The organism is Streptomyces sp. NPDC093149 (assembly GCF_044754145.1).
In the GTDB taxonomy this organism is placed as follows: Bacteria; Actinomycetota; Actinomycetes; order Streptomycetales; family Streptomycetaceae; genus Streptomyces.
Window position 1 is genome coordinate 1 of record NZ_JBIVON010000004.1, and the last position, 15877, is coordinate 15877.

Consider the following 15877-nt stretch of genomic DNA (forward strand, 5'->3'; position numbering starts at 1 on the left):
GACGAGGTCCCGGGTCTCCAGGGGTACGCCGGTGATCACGGTCAAGCCGAACTCGGCTCCGGTCGAGGCGGCTGAGGCGGCGGGTGCGGTCGAGGCGCTGGCGGTGTCGTTCTCCGCGCAGGCGACCGGCACGAAGGTGCTCTCCCGTACGCCGCGTGAGTCGACGGGGCGTCCGGAGCTGACCGAGGCCGCGATCGTCGTCTCCGGTGGCCGTGGTGTCAACGGTGCGGAGAACTTCGCGGTCATCGAGGCGCTCGCGGACTCGCTCGGTGCGGCGGTCGGTGCGTCGCGTGCCGCGGTGGACGCGGGCTGGTACCCGCACTCCAGCCAGGTCGGGCAGACCGGCAAGTCCGTCTCCCCGCAGCTGTACATCGCGTCGGGCATCTCGGGTGCGATCCAGCACCGGGCGGGCATGCAGACGTCCAAGACGATCGTCGCGATCAACAAGGACGCCGAGGCCCCGATCTTCGACCTCGTCGACTACGGCGTCGTCGGCGACCTCTTCCAGGTCGTGCCCCAGCTCACCGACGAGGTCAAGTCCCGCAAGGGCTGACCCTGCGTCCCCTATGGCGTCCCGACGGTCCGGGGCCGTGTGGTGTGTACTCACCACACGGCCCCGGACCGCTTTCGAGCGCCCGGAGCCTTTCGGCCCACGCAAGACGCACGGTGTCCGGGGGAACTCGCGCCGCCGGCTCCACGACCACCTCATCGAAGTCGCGATCAGCGACTCGTTCCGAGCGCGATGTCGAGGGTGGGATTGTGTTGAGCGGTCGTCGGACATGTGGTGGCCTCGTCGTTCTGGGACTGCTCGCTGCAGCCTGCGGCCCGACCGGCTCCGGGGCCGGTCCGGACGGCCGCCCGACGGGCTCGGCGGCCGGCTTCCCCATGGTCGTCGAGGACTGCGCAGGGGTCCGTACCACCTTCGAGGCGCCCGCGCGCAGGATCGTGACGAGTAACGCCTCCGGTCTGGAACTACTGCTTCGGCTCGGTGCGTCGGACAGGGTCATCGGGACGGGGTTCCCTCCGGGCAGGGGCGCGCTGCCGAAGGGGCTGGCCGCGCAGGCCGCCGAGGTACCGGTGCTCGGCAGGACGGTGATTCCCAAGGAGAGACTGCTGGGTTCGGGTGCTGACGTCTATCTGGAGACGTTCTCCTCGATGGGCGGCATGGGGGGCGACAACACGGTCCCCGGGCCTGAGGAGTACAGGGCCGCCGGAATCAAGGTGGTGCAACTCCGGTCGACCGCCTGCGCATCGATACGCGAAGGGCCCAGGAACGATCTGTCCGACGTGACGGACGACATCCGGCGGCTCGGGGCGCTCACGGACACCTCGGAACGGGCCGATGCCCTCGTCGACGCCATGGAGGGCAAGATCTCCGCGGTGCGCAGGGCCCTGGGCGATCTGCCGGAGTCCCGGCGGCCGACGTACTTCGTCTTCGACTTCGACGGCGGGACCGAACAGCCGATGGCCGTGTGCGGGAAACAGGTGGCCAACGCGGTGATCAGGCTGGCCGGTGCGCGCAATGTCTTCGGCGACTGCGACAGCGACCACAAGCAGGTCGGCTGGGAGGACGTCGTCGAGAAGAACCCCGACTGGATCCAGCTGGCCGTGAGGAACCGGGGCAGTGCCGCGTCCGACGACAGGGCTTTCGACGAGGCGGAGAAGTTCCTCAAGTCGTTCCCGGCGACGCGCGGACTCACCGCGGTCGAGGAGGGCAGGTTTCTGCGCATTCGCTCGGAACGGACCACCATCGCCGGCGTCGGCAACGCGGACACGGTCGAGCAGATCGCTCGCACGGTGCACGCCGACCGGTTCGAGGGCGGACGGTAGATGGCCCTCGACAGCTCGGCCGGCAAGGCGGCCGGTCGTCCTGGCCCGGTCGGGCCCGAAGCACCCGGCGCCGGGGGATCCGCATACGTGCTGCGGCCCCTTCCCGCCCGGTGGGTGGCCGCCGCTCTCGCGGTGGCACTGCTGCTGGGGCTCACGGCCGCCGTCTCCTGGGGTTCCTCGCACGTGGCGGTGTCCGAGGTGTGGTCGACGGTGGGGCACCGGCTGACCGGCGGGGCCGCGCGGCCGGGCACCCGGGACCTGATCGTGTGGCAGCTGCGGGTCCCCCGAGCCCTGCTCGCGGCCGTCGTGGGTGCCGGACTCGGCGTCGTCGGCACCGCTGTACAGGCCCTGGTGCGCAATCCGCTCGCCGATCCCCACCTTCTGGGCATCTCCAACGGTGCTTCTCTGGGGGCCGTGGCGGCGATCGTCCTCGGCGCGAGCACCGGGGGTCTGTTCGGGCTGGGCGTCTGCGGCGCGGCGTTCGCCGGAGCGCTGCTGTCGTTCGCTCTGGTCTGGACGGTGGCCCGGCGAGGCGGTGGCTTCTCGCCGCTGCGTCTCGTGCTGGCGGGGGTGGCGATCGGACAGTTCCTGGCGGGGTTCACCAGCTATCTGGTGTTGCGGGCCGGTGACGAGCAGCAGACCCGGGGCGTGCTGTTCTGGCTGATGGGCAGCCTCGGCGGTGCGCAGTGGAGCTCGCTCGCCGCGCCCACGGCGGCCGTCGTGCTGGGCCTTGCCGTGCTTCAGGGCCGGGCCAGGGCGTTGAACGCCTTGCTGATGGGTGACGAGACGGCGGCCGGGCTCGGTGTCTCCGTGGTGCGGCTGCGGCGCGAGATGTTCGTGGTCACCAGTGTGCTGACCGGCGTGCTCGTGTCCGTCTCCGGCGCCATCGGATTCGTGGGGCTGCTGGTGCCGCATCTGTGCCGACTGCTGGTCGGAGGGGACCATCGCAGGCTGCTGCCCGTGTCCGCGCTGACCGGTGCGGTGCTCCTCGTCGTCGTCGACACCCTCTGCCGCACCGTGCTGCCGGATCAGGAGCTTCCCATCGGTGTGGTCACGGCGCTGCTGGGCGCGCCCGTCCTGCTGTTTCTGCTGGACCGGCGTTCGGAGCACGGCCGATGAGAATCGACGTACACGACCTCCGGGTGGCCTACGACGGCCGTACCGTGGTCTCGGGGCTGCATCTCATCGCGTCCTCGGGCGAGATCACCGGGCTGGTCGGCCCCAACGGCAGCGGCAAGTCGACCGTGCTGCGCACCGTCTACCGGCATCTGCGCCCGGTAGCGGGCCGGGTGCTCCTGGACGGTACGGACATCGGGGTGCTGCCGCCCGCCGAAGCGGCCAGGCATGTCGCCGCTCTGCCGCAGGAGCGCGGTGGGGACTTCGATCTGACCGTCCACGAGATCGTGGTGATGGGCCGCACCCCGTACAAGCGGGCCTTCGCAGGTGAGGACGGGACGGACCGGGCCGTCGTCACCCGGGCCCTGGGACGGGTCGGTCTCGCAGGGTACGGGAACCGCCGATTCTCCGCGCTGTCGGGTGGCGAACGCCAACGGGCCCTGCTGGCCAGGGCTTTCGCGCAGGACCCGGATGTCCTGGTGCTGGACGAGCCGACCAACCACCTCGATGTGCGCCACCAGGTGGAGCTGCTGTCACTGCTGCGGGCGCAGGGGCGCACCACACTGGTCTCGCTCCACGACCTGAACGCGGCGGCCTCGGTCTGCGACCGCCTGCATGTGCTGCACGAAGGAGCGCTGGTGGCGTCCGGCACTCCCCTGGAGGTGCTCACTCCGGCCCTGTTGGCGGAGGTGTTCGGCGTGCGGGCGGCGGTGGTCGAGCATCCGCTGACCGGTGATCCGCTGATCGCCTTCGATCACCGGTCGGCCGTGTGACCGTGCCCGTCCCACCGCGGGCCGGACCGGGCGGCTCGACGGCGCGGGGCTCTCGGCGGTGTGCGACACGGCATCAGCCACCGCCGGGAGCGCGGCCCGTCCAGCGTTCCTCGACCTTCGCGATCCTCCAGTAGGCCAGGGCCGCCGCCCACACCATCACGAAGAGTCCGACGATGATGTAGCCGACGTTGCCCAGGTCCAGGCCGGAGATCCAGCCGGTGACCGGGTCCCGCAGACCGAGCTTGTCGTGGAGTATGGTGACCAGCTCGATCGTGCCGATGAGGAAGGCGACGGCGATCGACAGGCCGGTGATGGCGAGGTTGTAGAACACCTTGCGCACCGGGTTGGAGAAGGCCCACTGGTAGGCGAAGTTCATGAACGTCCCGTCCAGCGTGTCGAACAGACTCATTCCGGCGGCGAACAGCAGCGGCAGGCACAGGATCGCGTACCAGGGCAGGCCCGCCGCGGCCCCGCTGCCCGCCATGACCATCAGGGTGACCTCCGTGGCGGTGTCGAAGCCGAGACCGAAGAGGAAGCCGAGCGGATACATCTGGCCCGGCCTCGTGATGGACCGGGTGAACCTGCCGAGGATCCGGTTCATGAACCCGCGCGAGTCCAGATGCTGCTCCAGCTCGGCCTCGTCGAACCGGCCCGCCCGCATCGCCCGGAACACGCGCAGAATGCCGACGAGTGCGACCAGGTTCAACGCGGCGATGAGATAGAGGAAGGATCCGGAGACGGTCGTACCCACCACACCGAGCACCTGGTGTGTGCCCGAGTTCTCGTTGATCAGTACCCCGGCCAGCCGCGCTCCTCCGGCGACCAGCGCGGCCATGGCGATGACCACGCTGGAGTGTCCGAGCGCGAACCAGAAGCCGACCGACACGGGGCGCTTGCCGTCGGCCATCAGTTTGCGGGTCGTGTTGTCGATGGCGGCGATGTGATCGGCGTCGAAGGCGTGCCGCATGCCGAGCGTGTACGCGGTGATCCCGAGCCCGATGCCGAACGCCTTGGAACCGACCTCGTAGTGCTGTGGCAGGACGAGCAGGAACAGCACACCGAACGCCACCACGTGCAGGGCGGCTATCACCGCGAGCAGCCCCACGGTTCGAACGGTGTCCTCGCGCCGCCACGTGAACACGGCGGAATCGGGCAGGGTCATACGGTCACGCTCCAGCACCTCGTGGATGACTTCGTGAGATGCCGTGGCCGGTCTCCTGGCTGACGGGTTCGCTCGCGCTCGTGTCCGCCCCTGCCTTCCCAGCCGCGCTCTGCGGCCAGTGGCAGTCGTTGGGACGGATACTCCCCGATCACAGTGGCGAGGGCCGCTCCGGCCTGAGACTCCTCGGAGTCTGTCACCGGTCTTCCCGAACACCACGGCGCACCCACTCTAGCGTTGTGGTGAGCGGCGCCCACAAGCCGGGCGGGCGGGCCAGGGGGATGACGGCCTCAACTTCCGGCAGGGCGTCGGGCCGTGGTCCTCCCTCTCCTCCTCGGTGCCCGGCGAAATTCCCTTCGTCGAAAGGCTGCCGTCCGTCTGCCTTCGGCACCCGAAGACCCTTGAGGAGCTGAGATGCCCGGTCACCCGAGCGCGCGTTGACCCTGTAGGCCGCGACCGGCCCGTCATCGCGTGCTGCCCTCGATCCGCGGCACGGCGAACCCTCCCTCGCCCGGGCCGGCGCACCTGCTGTGCGCCGCGCGGCGGGCGCCGTTCTCAGCAGCTCAAGGGGGCCCTGTGCCGTCCGATTCTCCTGCCGTGCCCGCACACCGTCGCATCGTCCGGCGCACACGCGGTCCCGCTTCCGAGGGGGCTTTCGACGCGGCTCGCCCTTCGGGGCTCCGTGTGACCTTGGCGCCCGGCAGGCCGGGCCTGCCCGGCGGTCCGCGGGCAGGAGGCCCGCGGTGAAGGCGGCCCGCTCCGGTCGGCCGGCCCTGCCGAGCCTGTGGCGGGACGGTGACTTCCGCAGGCTCTGGGCGGGGCAGACCGCCTCTCAACTCGGGGCACAGGCCGCCCAGGTGGTCCTGCCGCTCATCGCCGTGGTGACGCTGGACGCCGGCGCCGCCGAAGTCGGAGTCATGCGTGCGGTGGAACAGGCACCCATCCTGCTGATCTCGCTCTTCGCCGGTGCGTGGGTGGGCCGTCGGCGTTCCCGCGACGTGATGATGCTGGCGGACTTGGGCCGCGCTCCGGCACTGGCCGCGATCCCCGCCGCGTATCTGCTGGGTCTGCTCGGTGCTCCGGCGTTGCTCGGCGTCGCCTTCCTCGTCGGTGTTCTCAGCCTGCCGCCCGGGCAGGGCCGGGCCCCGGATCGCTCACGGCCCCGGTCCACCACGCGTTGCGGGGCGTTCCACCGACGTGGATGCGTGGTTCAGAGACCGATGTCGCGGCCCTTGATGTCGGCGAGGGACTCGCGGCGGATCAGGAGCCGCGCGCCGCCGTCGTGGACGGCGACCACGGGCGGGCGGCCGACCGCGTTGTAACTGGACGCCATGGAGAGGTGGTAGGCGCCCGCGACGGGGATGGCCACCAGATCGCCCGGACGGATGTCGCCCGGCATCTGCGCATCGGTGGCGAGCACGTCGCCCGCCTCGCAGTGCCGGCCGACGACGGTGGCCGTACGGGGCCCGGCCGTCGAGCGGCGGCCGACGAGCCGGGGTGCGTAACGGACCCCGTACAGCGCGGGCCGTGGGTTGTCGCTCATCCCGCCGTCCACCGCGACGAAGACGCGGTCGCCGGTCTGCTTGACCGCGAGCACCCGGTAGAGCGCCACACCCGCGGGCCCGACCAGCGCGCGGCCCGGCTCGACGGCGAGCCGGGGTACGGGGATACCGGCCGCGGCGCAGCTCGTGGCCAGTTCGCCGCGGATGCGGGCACCGAGGGACGGGATGTCGAGCGCGGTCTCCCCCGGCCGGTAGGCGACCGCGTGACCGCCGCCCAGGTCCAGCTCCGGCAGGACGATTCCGTACTGGTGGTGGATCTGGGCCAGCAGCCCGACCATCCGTCGCAGCGCGGTCAGGTAGGGCTTGACGGTGGTGATCTGCGAGCCGATGTGGCAATGCAGGCCGACCAGTTCGAGCCGCGGTTGGTCGAGTATCCGGGCGATGGCGTGCCGGGCGCTCCCATCGGTGAGGGAGAGCCCGAACTTCTGGTCGTCCGTGCCTGTGCGGATCGCCGCGTGGCTGCCTGCGCTCACGCCCGGAACGACGCGCACCAGGACCTTCTGCCGGGCGCCGTCGGGGACGAGTGCGGAGAGCCGGGCTATCTCCCACGCGCTGTCGATGACGATCCTTCCGACGCCTAGGCGCAGCGCGGCGCTCAGGTCCTGGGGGCTCTTGGCGTTGCCGTGCAGCACCATGCGCTCGGGCGGGAACCCGGTGGTGACGGCGAGCTCCAGCTCGCCCGCGGAGCAGACGTCGAGGCCGAGGCCCTCCTCCCGCACCCAGTGCAGCAGGGCGCGACAGAGGAACGCCTTCGCCGCGTAGACGACTTCGGCGTCCGGGAAGGCCCGCAGGTAGGTGCGGCAGCGTTCCCGTACCTCGGCCTCGTCGAGCAGATAGACCGGGGTGCCGAACCGTGACGCCGCCTCGACGAGGGAGACGCCACCCACCTCGACATCGCCGTGGGAGGCGAGTCGTGCCGAAGCGGGCCAGACGGACAGGCCGTCGGCGTGGTCCGGCGGCGCGGGCACCGCCGGAGACGGCGCCGACGGTCCCGGCAAGGGCATGGTCATGGAGTTCCCCCCGGTCGGTGGAAGGTCGACGCAGGAGACGGGCTCGCGAGCCGGGTCCTTCTCCTGGAGACGGACACAGCGCCCCGGATCGCCGAGGACCGGGACGCACCGGTGACGCTATGCCCGCCCACCCGGGGGCGTGCCTCCCTGTTAGCGGCCTCTTGACCCCGCACACCCGGCCTTTGACGCCGGCTTGACGAAGACCGCTCGCCCTGCGCCCCTCACCTGTGCGGCGCGCATCGTGCGGCGCGGTCCCCGTGGCCGCCCACGCCCTTCACCGCTGCGGAACCGGTTCCCTCGCCCGGCCGGCCCGGAACGGACCGAGCCTCCCGGTCCGCATCAAGGCGGCGACCGCGGCGGCGCACATCAGGCCCACGCCGCACAACATCAGCCAGGGCAGGCGCGGTTGCTCGGCGGAGGCATCCCACACGGCTCCGGTCGCGAGGTTCCCGACGGTGATCCCGACGCCCGAGACGGTGTTGTACAGACCGTAGTGGGTGGCGACCAGTCGGTCGCCGGAGAGCGTGACGACGGTGTCCATCTCGAACGGGTACACCAGGGCCGTACCGAGGGCGAGCAGGGCGGCCGCGAGGAACAGCGGTACCAGGGCCGCCGCCCGGATCAGCGGTCCCTCTCCCCCGGGCGGTGCCCCGGCGACCACGAGCGGTGTGAAGGCGCCGCCCATCAGCGCCAGGCCGTACACGACCGAGCGGCCGGGCGACCAGCGCGCCCGCGCCCAGGCGGTGATGCGCAGTTGCCCGGCCGCCGCGACACCGGCGGACACGGCGAAGAGCGCGGTGGTGACGCCGTCCCCGCTCCCCGGAGCCACCCGCTGCGCCTGGAGCGGCAGCGCCAGATAGACCTGGAAGGACAGGACGTACGAGCCGATCATCGCCGCCGAGAAGAGCAGAAAGGGGCGGTTGGACGCCACGGCGCGCCAGTCGGCGAGCACTCCCTGGCGCCCCTCGCCCGCTTCGGACGGACGTCCTCGGTCGGGCAGGGCCCTGATCTGTACGAGAGTGAGCCCGAGGAAGAGGAGCGCCGCCACCGCGCACACCATCCGGAAGTTCAGCGCGATCAGGGAGAGACCGATCAAGGGACCGACGAACATGCCGACCTGGTAGAAGACGTTGAACAGTGCGAACGCTTCCACGCGGCGCTCCCCCGCCTCCCGTGCGAGATGGGCCCGCACGGCCGGGTTGAACAGCGCGCCCGCGAAGCCGGTCAGCGCCGACGCGAGGACCAGGGCGGGCAGCGAATCGACGAGGCCGAGCAGTGCGAAGCCGACGGTCCGCAGCACGCATCCGGTGACGATCACGTTCTTGCAGCCGAGCCGGTCGGCGAGCGTGCCGCCGATGAGGAACATGCCCTGTTGGCTGAAGTTTCTTACGCCGAGCACCAGTCCGACCGCCCAGGCGGCCATGCCCAGGCCGCCCGAGAGGTGGATCGCGAGGTACGGCATCAGCATGTAGAACGCCGTGTTGATGGTGAACTGCTGGACCATCAGCAGCCGGACGGCGCCGTCGAAGGAGCGGAACTGCCGGACGAGTCCCCTCATCGCGCGGCCACCTCGTCCACGTGCGGCGCGGTGATGTTCGCACAGCGTGTCCAGCGCTCCACGGCGCGCTCACCGGGATGGCCGATCTCGTCGGGGTCGTCCGCGGGCGGGCGTGAGAGGAGGTCGTGCGCACGGCAGTAGTCGTCGCTGTAGACCGTGTCCCAGTATCGATGGACTCCGTCGGGGAAGATCGCCGCGATACGGGTGCCCGGGGCATGGGTGCGGGCGAGCCAGCCGGCCACCAGCGCGACGGCGCCGACGCTCCAGCCGCCACTCGTGTAGTGGTGTCTGGCCAGCCGCCGGGCCGCCCAGACCGCCTCGCCCGGTGCGACCCAGTGGGCCTCGTCGAACGCGGCGTGGTCGACGTTGCAGGGATGGATGCTGCTGCCCAGGCCGCGCATCAGGCGGTCTCCGGCGGGCTGGCCGAAGATGGCGGAGCGCACCGAGTCGACACCGACCAGCCGCACGCCCGGTGAGATCGCGCGCAGGGCACGGGTGATCCCGGCGGAGTGTCCGCCCGTTCCGACGGCGGCCACCAGCACGTCCACCCGGCCGAGCTGTACGGCGAGTTCGAGGGCGAGGTTCGCGTACGCCGCCGGGTTGTCCGGGTTGTGGTACTGGTCGGGGCACCAGGAGCCGGGAGCCGCGGCGAGCAGGGAGCGGACGCGGTCCCTGCGCGCCTGCTGCCAGCCGCCGGCCGGGCTCGGTTCCTCGACGACCTCCACGCGGGCGCCGAGGGCCCGCAGCTGATGGACCATGAGGGGTTCCATGCCCGGGTCGGTGACCAGCGTGACCGGATGGCCGTAGGTGATGCCCGCGAGTGCGAGACCGAGTCCGAGGGTTCCGCTGGTGGACTCGATGACGGGCGCGCCGGGGCGGAGCTCTCCGCGGGCTCGGGCCGCCGCGACCATGTGGAGGGCCGGACGGTCCTTGATACCGCCGGGATTGGCGCCCTCCAACTTGGCCCAGAAGCCGCGGTCGGCGGGGCTGAAGGGGCTTCCGACCCAGAGGACCGGCGTGTTTCCCACCATTCCGGCGGGGGTGCGGCGGGGGGCGCCCGCGGGTTCGGGGAGTTCGTGTGCCGCCACGAAGGCGTGCACGTCGTCGGGGGAAATGCTGCCCAGAGCAGTGGTCATGCCGACCTGGTCCTTCCACGGCCACGACGGGACGGGGCCGTTGCGTGAGAGCGGTACGGGTGGGGGCGCGGCTCGTGCGGGCGGTCGGCGGAGCGACCGGGCGCACGGAGCCGTGTCACGTACGGCTGACGCAGACCAGGCGCAGCAGAGAGCATCCCGTGGGGGGCGACGCCCCCTCGGCTGCGAGACCGCGGGGGCGGTGCGCGAGACCCGAAAGGCCCGACTCCATCAGTCCCCACGCGGCCAGGGTGAGCAGCAGGGCCTCCAGGAGAGGGAGTACGGATCGCGTCGACACCTCGCCCAGGAGCACGGCCGAATCGCAGCACCCGCCGGGAGCCGCCGGATGGTGCCCTGCCCCGGACGCGTCGCAGCCGGCGGGTTCCGGGGCGTCCCCCATGTGCGCCATGCCCCGCGCATCAGGGGCGATCGCGGACAGCGAGCCGCTGATCGGTGTCACGTGGTGCCCGTCCTGCGCCTGCACACCACACATCAGCACGTGAGCCACGGCGACGGTCGCCAGGCTCAGGAGAAGAGTGATGACGAGGCGGCGGACTCCCGGCCCCGGGGCAGCAGCTGACAGCACGTCGTCGACCGTATCGTCAAAAATGGAGTGATACGCATTTATGCGGACGTACGGGTGAAATCCCTTGTCGCGACAGCGTGAGCCCCGCGCGTCTGCTACGGAACTCGGCCGGCGAGACGGTGGGGAGCACCCCCAACACCCGGTGCCGCCGGCGGAGTTCACCGCAACGCCGACGGAGTGACCCACGCCCGCACCCGCGGAGCGGAGGCAAGGGGCGCCACCGGACGCGACCCGCCCGCACAGACGTGCGGCGACCCACGGAGCCCCGTACGCGACCACCTCGGCGGCGAACAACGGGGCGTTCGCCCACCAGGCTGGCCATCGATACCCCTAGGGGGTAGATTCCTCATTCACAGATACCCCCCTCCCGTATAGGAGTACTGCGATGACCACCCCGACCGCATCGACCGGTTCGCGCCGATGGACCGCGCTCGCCTTGATCGCCCTGGCCCAGTTCGTGGTCATCATGGACACGTCGATCATCGGTGTGGCCCTGCCCGAGATGCAGACCGACCTGGGTTTCTCGCAGGAGAACCTGTCGTGGGTGTTCAACGCCTACGTCGTCGCCTTCGGCGGGCCCCTGCTGCTCGGCGGACGCCTGTCGGACCTGCTCGGCGCCAAGCGCCTCTTCAGTGCTGGCTGGATCGTCCTTGCCGCAGGCTCCCTGACCGCGGGCCTCGCCGGTCAGGTCTGGGCAGAGCTGGCCGGACGAGCCCTGCAAGGCATAGGTGCGGCGCTGATCGCCCCGTCCGCCCTCACCCTTCTCATGACGCTGTTCGGCTCACGGCCCCAGGAGCTGCCGAAGGCCTTCGCGCTGTACGGCGCGGCCGCCCCGGCCGGAGGCACCGCCGGCGTCTTCCTCGGCGGGATCATCACGCAATACGCAAGCTGGCCCTGGGTGTTCTACATCAACATCCCCATCGCCCTGATCGTCCTGGCCGCCGCACCCGCCGTCATGCCCGCGGACACGGGACGCCGCGGCTCGATCGACCTCGCCGGAGCAATCACCGTCACGGCAGGGCTGGCCGCCGCCGTCTACGCCGTCGTCCGCGCCCCCGAGACCGGTTGGAGCTCCGCGGACACCTGGCTGGTCCTCCTGGCCGGCGTGGCCCTGATCGCCGCATTCGTCGCGCTCCAGTCCAAGCGGCGCGAACCGCTGATGCGACTGGGGATCTGGAAGGCGCCCAACCTGGCCGGCGCCAACATCGCACAGCTGCTCATGGCCGCCGCGTGGATCCCCATGTGGTTCTTCCTCAACCTGTACCTGCAGCAGGTCCTGGGGCTGGGCGCCTTCGCCTCCGGGTCCGCCCTGCTGCCGATGACGGTCGCCATCATGATCATGATGATCGTCCTGGCGCCGCGCCTGATCAGGAGGTTCGGGCCCAAGCCCCTCATCGTCCTCGGGCTGTTCGCTCTCGCCGCGGGAATGTACTGGCTGTCCCTCGCCCGCCCGGACGGGACCTTCTGGGTCGACGTCCTGCCCGCTTCCCTGCTCTCGGCCGTGGGCATGTCGCTGGCGTTCATTCCGTCGCTCGGCACCGCACTGTCCAGTGCCCGTCCGGAGGAGGGCGGCCTCGCCTCGGGGATCGTCAACACCAGCTACCAGGTCGGCTCCGCCCTCGGTCTCGCCGCCATGACCGCACTCGCCGCCGCACACGGTGCCCGCGAGCCCGGAAACCCGACGGCCCTCACCAACGGCTTCTCCGCCGCCTTCCTCGGTGCCGCGGTTCTCGCCGCGGTCGGCGCTCTCGCCGCCCTGCTGACGCTGCGCACCACGCCCTCCACCGACGAGGCCGACAGCGGAGAGCAGCAGGAAAGGGCAACAGCCTGAAAGGGGCTGCCGCCTCGCGGTGCCGCACCCCGACCGCGTCACCGACGGTCGGACAGCCGGCCGGGCACGGACAACACGTCCACCGCCCGGCCGGCTTCTCGCCCCGGCCACCACCGCGGTACTTCTCCCGCACCGGGGCCGCACCCACCGATGAGCCGGCACGCCGCATGTCCGGCTCCGCCGATGCCGAGCCGTCGGCAGCGCGGGCTCGGGCGACAAGGACACCGGCGTCGTGACGGTCCAGCTCTTCGACAGGGGCGGACAGAACTGCCGCACCAGTGGCTTCCCCGGCGTCGGCCTGAGGACCGACGCCGGAACCGTCCCGGTCGCGCGCAACAGCGAGAAGGCGTACCCGGACACCCCCGAGCCCGGTGACTCGGCCGCCTTCACCCTCCAGTTCCCGGCCGACGACACGGGCGGCAGCGGCGTCCGGCCCACCCGGATCGTGGTCACACCCCGAACGACACGCGTCAGGCGATCGTGGGGGTCCGCCGGCTCGCCCCTCGCCACCGTCGGTTCGGGCAGCGGCCCCGAGCTGGAGGCCGGCCCCGCCGACGAGGTCGGCTGCCCCCGCGGGTGCGCGGCGCGCCGCACGGTCATGAGGCGCGCCGTGAATGCGGCGTTCACCGGCTGAGCCGGTACGGGAGCATGCAGACGACGACATCGGTGTGGGCCATGAGCGTGGCGGCCAGCAGGATGCCGCGCTGGTTCTGCAGGATCTGGTAGCGGCGGTGGAGCGGCTCGACCTCCGGGATGAGGACGGCGATCTGCCGCCCTTCCTCCGCCGCCCGCTCGACGTACTCGACGATCGGCTGCACCAGGGAGCGCTGCGGGCTGTCGATGATGTCCAGACGTACGCCCGGGTTCCAGCGTTCCCATCTGTCGCTCATTTCCTGAGCCTCGACCGGGTCGGAGTGGACGGTGACCGCGACGACGTCGTGCCCGAGGGCGCCGGCGGCCGTCAGGGCGTGCTGGGCGAGCTTGCTGACTTCTCCGACCGGAACGATGACCAGGGACTCGGCGGGCCGCAGCGCCGGGGGGATCTCTCCGAGACCGAGCTCTTTCCCGACCGCCGTGTAGTAACGCTCGACACGGGCGAACAGCAGCATCAGCAGGGGAACGGTGACGACCACCACCCAGGCGCCTTCGAGGAACTTGGTGGCCAACAGGACCACTCCGGCCACGGCCGTCAGTACCGCGCCCGAGCCGTTGAGCGCCGCGCGCCGCAGCCGGCCCGGCGATCGTTGCCCCGCCCAGTGCCGTACCAGCCCGATCTGGCTGATGGTGAAGCCGGTGAACACACCGATCGCGAACAGCGGGATCATCCGGTGCGTGTCACCGTCCACGGCGATCAGCAGCAGCGCCGCGAGCAGTGCCAGTGCCAGCACGCCCCAGCGGTAGACGGGTCGTTCCCTGCGCAGCCCGAACAGGTGGGGCAGGCGGTGGTCGCGGGCCAGCAGGCTCATCAGGACGGGCAGGCCGCCGAAGCTGGTGTTCGCCGCGAAGGCGAGGGCCAGGGTGACCATGAGGTTGGTCGCGTAGTAGGGCCATCCCGTTCCGTACGCGCCGACGGTCAGCTGGGCGAGGACGGTCACACCCCCGCGTGGGGCCACGTGGTCGCGGCGGATCAGCACCGCCAGGCCGATCAGCATCAGCCCGAGCAGCGCGCCCAGCATCAGCTCGGTGCGCTGCGCCCGCTTGACACGGGGCTCGCGGAAGACGGGCACTCCGTTGGCGATCGCCTCCACGCCGGTCAGCGCGGAGCAACCGGAGGAGAACGCCTTCAGGAGCAGCAACGGCCCCAACGCCTCGGTGACATGGACGGGTTGAGCGCTTCCGACGACGGCCGCGGGATGGCCGCGCAGCAGCCCCAGGGCGATGATGCCGAAGATGCTCACGACGAAGAGCACGGTGGGCAGCATCAGCACCCGGGCGCTGTCGGCCACACCCCTCAGGTTCACAGCGGTGAGCAGGACGAGTCCGATGAGACAGACGGCGAGCAGGTGCGAGCCGAGAGCGGGGAACGCGGAGGCGAGGCTGGCGGCGCCGGCGGCGAGGCTGACCGTCACGGTCAGCACGTAGTCGACGACCAGGCTGGCCGCTGCGAGCAGACCGGTCCTCGGCCCGAGGTCCTTCTTCGCCACCGCGTAGGCGCCACCGCCATCGGGGTGCACGGCGATCACCTGGCCGTACGAGATCACCAGGACCGCCAGCAGCGCGGCGATGACCAGCGTCACCGGCAGCGTGGCGGTCAGCGCCCCGGTCCCGGCGGCGATCAGGACGAGCACGATGGCCTCGGGTCCGTACGCGACCGAACTCAGCGCGTCCAACGACAGCGCGGCAAGCCCCTCCAGGCTGGTCAAGTGGTACTTGCCACCCTCCCCGTGCTGGAGCGGAACTCTCGGCCGCAGTTGGCGGCGGGCCAGACCGTACGCCATGGGTGACCTCGCGGTGCAGGGTGCGGGGGGCTGTCCAGGGACAGTGTGACCGGACCACCGCGGTGTGGGCCTTCAAGGACGCGCCAGGCTTCGCCCAGGTGCCTCGGAGAACCGTCGGCGCGTGGCCGGGGTGGTTCGGCACCCGCGCGGGGCATCTGCCCCGCCGGGAGGAGGACGGCTCCCTTGTCCGGGACCGCCCGGCCCGGGACTTCGGCCGTGACGGGCTGCCGGGCAAGGAGCCTCTCGGTCACACCAGCCCGGCCAGATCGTGGTTGAGCTCCACGACGTTGACGCGTTCCTGACCCAGGAAGCCCAGAACACGTCCTCGGACGTGCCGGGACACCAGAGTTCTGACCTCGGCGGGGGCGAGGTGGCGGGCCCTCGCGACGCGGTCGGCCTGTTCGTAGGCGTACGCCGGGGAGATATCCGGGTCGAGCCCGGAGCCGCTGGCGGTGACCGCGTCCGCGGGGACGGACGCGGGCGGGACCCCGTCGAAGGCGGCGACGGCGGCACGGCGTTCCCCGACGCTCCTGATCAGGTCGGTGTTGTTCGGGCCGAGGTTGGAGGCGCCGGAGTTCGTGGGGTCGTAGCCGGCGGCGGACGGGCGGGGCTGGAACCACCCGGGGTCGGGGCGCAGCGGCTCCTGGGCGTCGTGGGGGTTCTTCTTCGGCAGGGCGAACTCCTGGCCGATCAGGCTGGAGGCCACCGGCCTGCCGTTCGTCGTCAGCATCGAGCCGTTGGCCCGGTGGGAGAGACCGGCCTGGGCGATGCCGGTGACGAGCAGGGGATAGGCGATGCCGGTGATCACGGTGAACGCCAGCAGCATCCGCAGGGCCACCAGATGGTGATGGAGTACGGGGGGAAGGATGGTGCGCACGGTG

At 71.4% G+C, this 15877-nt stretch carries 12 protein-coding genes, 2 pseudogenes and 1 riboswitch; of the genes and pseudogenes, 7 read left to right on the forward strand and 7 right to left on the reverse strand.

Translation table 11 applies throughout. The annotated features are described in order from the left end of the window. The 4 genes from ACIQCZ_RS13640 to ACIQCZ_RS13655 form a co-directional block, all read left to right on the forward strand. A partial coding sequence (locus tag ACIQCZ_RS13640; protein ID WP_402282187.1) for an electron transfer flavoprotein subunit alpha/FixB family protein occupies positions 1-553 on the forward strand: 553 nt, incomplete at its 5' end. A gap of 209 nt (positions 554-762) precedes the next feature. Continuing rightward, positions 763-1830, forward strand: a complete 1068-nt coding sequence (locus ACIQCZ_RS13645) for an ABC transporter substrate-binding protein (protein ID WP_402282188.1) — start codon at positions 763-765, stop codon at positions 1828-1830. An 87-nt stretch (positions 1831-1917) separates the two neighbouring features. Continuing rightward, the gene (locus tag ACIQCZ_RS13650; protein WP_402282189.1) at positions 1918-2949 is read left to right on the forward strand and encodes a FecCD family ABC transporter permease; all 1032 of its coding nucleotides are present in this window, start codon (positions 1918-1920) and stop codon (positions 2947-2949) included. After that, positions 2946-3719 (forward strand): ABC transporter ATP-binding protein, encoded by a 774-nt coding sequence (locus tag ACIQCZ_RS13655; RefSeq protein WP_402282190.1) that lies wholly within the window; start codon positions 2946-2948, stop codon positions 3717-3719. Before ACIQCZ_RS13650 ends, ACIQCZ_RS13655 begins: the two co-directional genes overlap by 4 nt. A gap of 73 nt (positions 3720-3792) precedes the next feature. Here the strand turns inward: ACIQCZ_RS13655 and ACIQCZ_RS13660 are convergent, their stop codons facing one another. After that, a complete protein-coding gene (locus ACIQCZ_RS13660; protein WP_402282192.1) occupies positions 3793-4881 on the reverse strand; it encodes a HoxN/HupN/NixA family nickel/cobalt transporter in 1089 nt (362 codons plus the stop codon). Between the two features lie 27 nt (positions 4882-4908). After that, a riboswitch (cobalamin riboswitch) is annotated at positions 4909-5113 on the reverse strand. 508 nt (positions 5114-5621) lie between these two features. On the opposite strand from ACIQCZ_RS13660, the pseudogene ACIQCZ_RS13665 reads away from it, so the two are divergent. Then, positions 5622-6002, forward strand: a pseudogene (locus tag ACIQCZ_RS13665) (MFS transporter); the annotation flags it as partial. Positions 6003-6088: 86 nt separating this feature from the next. Here the strand turns inward: ACIQCZ_RS13665 and lysA are convergent. From lysA to ACIQCZ_RS13685, 4 genes are all read right to left on the reverse strand, one after another. Next, positions 6089-7444 carry a diaminopimelate decarboxylase gene (gene lysA / locus ACIQCZ_RS13670; RefSeq protein WP_402282908.1) on the reverse strand — a complete coding sequence of 452 codons (1356 nt, stop codon included), beginning with the start codon at positions 7442-7444 and terminating at the stop codon, positions 6089-6091. Positions 7445-7724: 280 nt separating this feature from the next. Then, on the reverse strand, positions 7725-9008 hold the full coding sequence (locus ACIQCZ_RS13675; RefSeq protein ID WP_402282194.1) for an MFS transporter: 1284 nt from the start codon (positions 9006-9008) through the stop codon (positions 7725-7727). Further along, complete coding sequence (locus tag ACIQCZ_RS13680; protein WP_402282195.1) at positions 9005-10144, reverse strand: PLP-dependent cysteine synthase family protein; 1140 nt, start codon at positions 10142-10144, stop codon at positions 9005-9007. The genes ACIQCZ_RS13675 and ACIQCZ_RS13680 overlap by 4 nt, the downstream gene beginning before the upstream one ends. 115 nt (positions 10145-10259) lie before the next feature. After that, entirely contained in the window at positions 10260-10727 is a 468-nt protein-coding gene (locus ACIQCZ_RS13685) for a hypothetical protein (RefSeq protein ID WP_402282197.1), read from the reverse strand. A 385-nt stretch (positions 10728-11112) separates the two neighbouring features. On the opposite strand from ACIQCZ_RS13685, the gene ACIQCZ_RS13690 reads away from it, so the two are divergent. Further along, on the forward strand, positions 11113-12558 hold the full coding sequence (locus ACIQCZ_RS13690; protein ID WP_402282198.1) for an MFS transporter: 1446 nt from the start codon (positions 11113-11115) through the stop codon (positions 12556-12558). Positions 12559-12775: 217 nt separating this feature from the next. After that, positions 12776-13192, forward strand: a pseudogene (locus ACIQCZ_RS13695) (DUF4232 domain-containing protein); the annotation flags it as partial. Here ACIQCZ_RS13695 and ACIQCZ_RS13700 read toward each other — a convergent pair. Together ACIQCZ_RS13700 and kdpC are read right to left on the reverse strand one after the other, a co-directional pair. Then, positions 13182-14996 carry an APC family permease gene (locus tag ACIQCZ_RS13700; protein WP_402282199.1) on the reverse strand — a complete coding sequence of 605 codons (1815 nt, stop codon included), beginning with the start codon at positions 14994-14996 and terminating at the stop codon, positions 13182-13184. The pseudogene ACIQCZ_RS13695 and the gene ACIQCZ_RS13700 sit on opposite strands and share 11 nt — an antisense overlap. Positions 14997-15243: 247 nt before the next feature. Then, positions 15244-15873: a potassium-transporting ATPase subunit KdpC gene (kdpC, locus tag ACIQCZ_RS13705; protein WP_402282201.1), complete on the reverse strand. Its 630-nt coding sequence runs from the start codon at positions 15871-15873 to the stop codon at positions 15244-15246. Positions 15874-15877: the final 4 nt, after the last annotated feature.

Excerpts from the sequence above, each read along its gene's own strand:
- ACIQCZ_RS13675 (WP_402282194.1), bottom strand. The coding sequence starts at position 9,008 with ATGAGGGGACTCGTCCGGCAGTTCCGCTCCTTCGACGGCGCCGTCCGG.
- ACIQCZ_RS13700 (WP_402282199.1), bottom strand. The coding sequence starts at position 14,996 with ATGGCGTACGGTCTGGCCCGCCGCCAACTGCGGCCGAGAGTTCCGCTC.
- ACIQCZ_RS13690 (WP_402282198.1), top strand. The coding sequence starts at position 11,113 with ATGACCACCCCGACCGCATCGACCGGTTCGCGCCGATGGACCGCGCTC.
- lysA (WP_402282908.1), bottom strand. The coding sequence starts at position 7,444 with ATGCCCTTGCCGGGACCGTCGGCGCCGTCTCCGGCGGTGCCCGCGCCG.
- ACIQCZ_RS13680 (WP_402282195.1), bottom strand. The coding sequence starts at position 10,144 with ATGACCACTGCTCTGGGCAGCATTTCCCCCGACGACGTGCACGCCTTC.
- ACIQCZ_RS13655 (WP_402282190.1), top strand. The coding sequence starts at position 2,946 with ATGAGAATCGACGTACACGACCTCCGGGTGGCCTACGACGGCCGTACC.
- ACIQCZ_RS13660 (WP_402282192.1), bottom strand. The coding sequence starts at position 4,881 with ATGACCCTGCCCGATTCCGCCGTGTTCACGTGGCGGCGCGAGGACACC.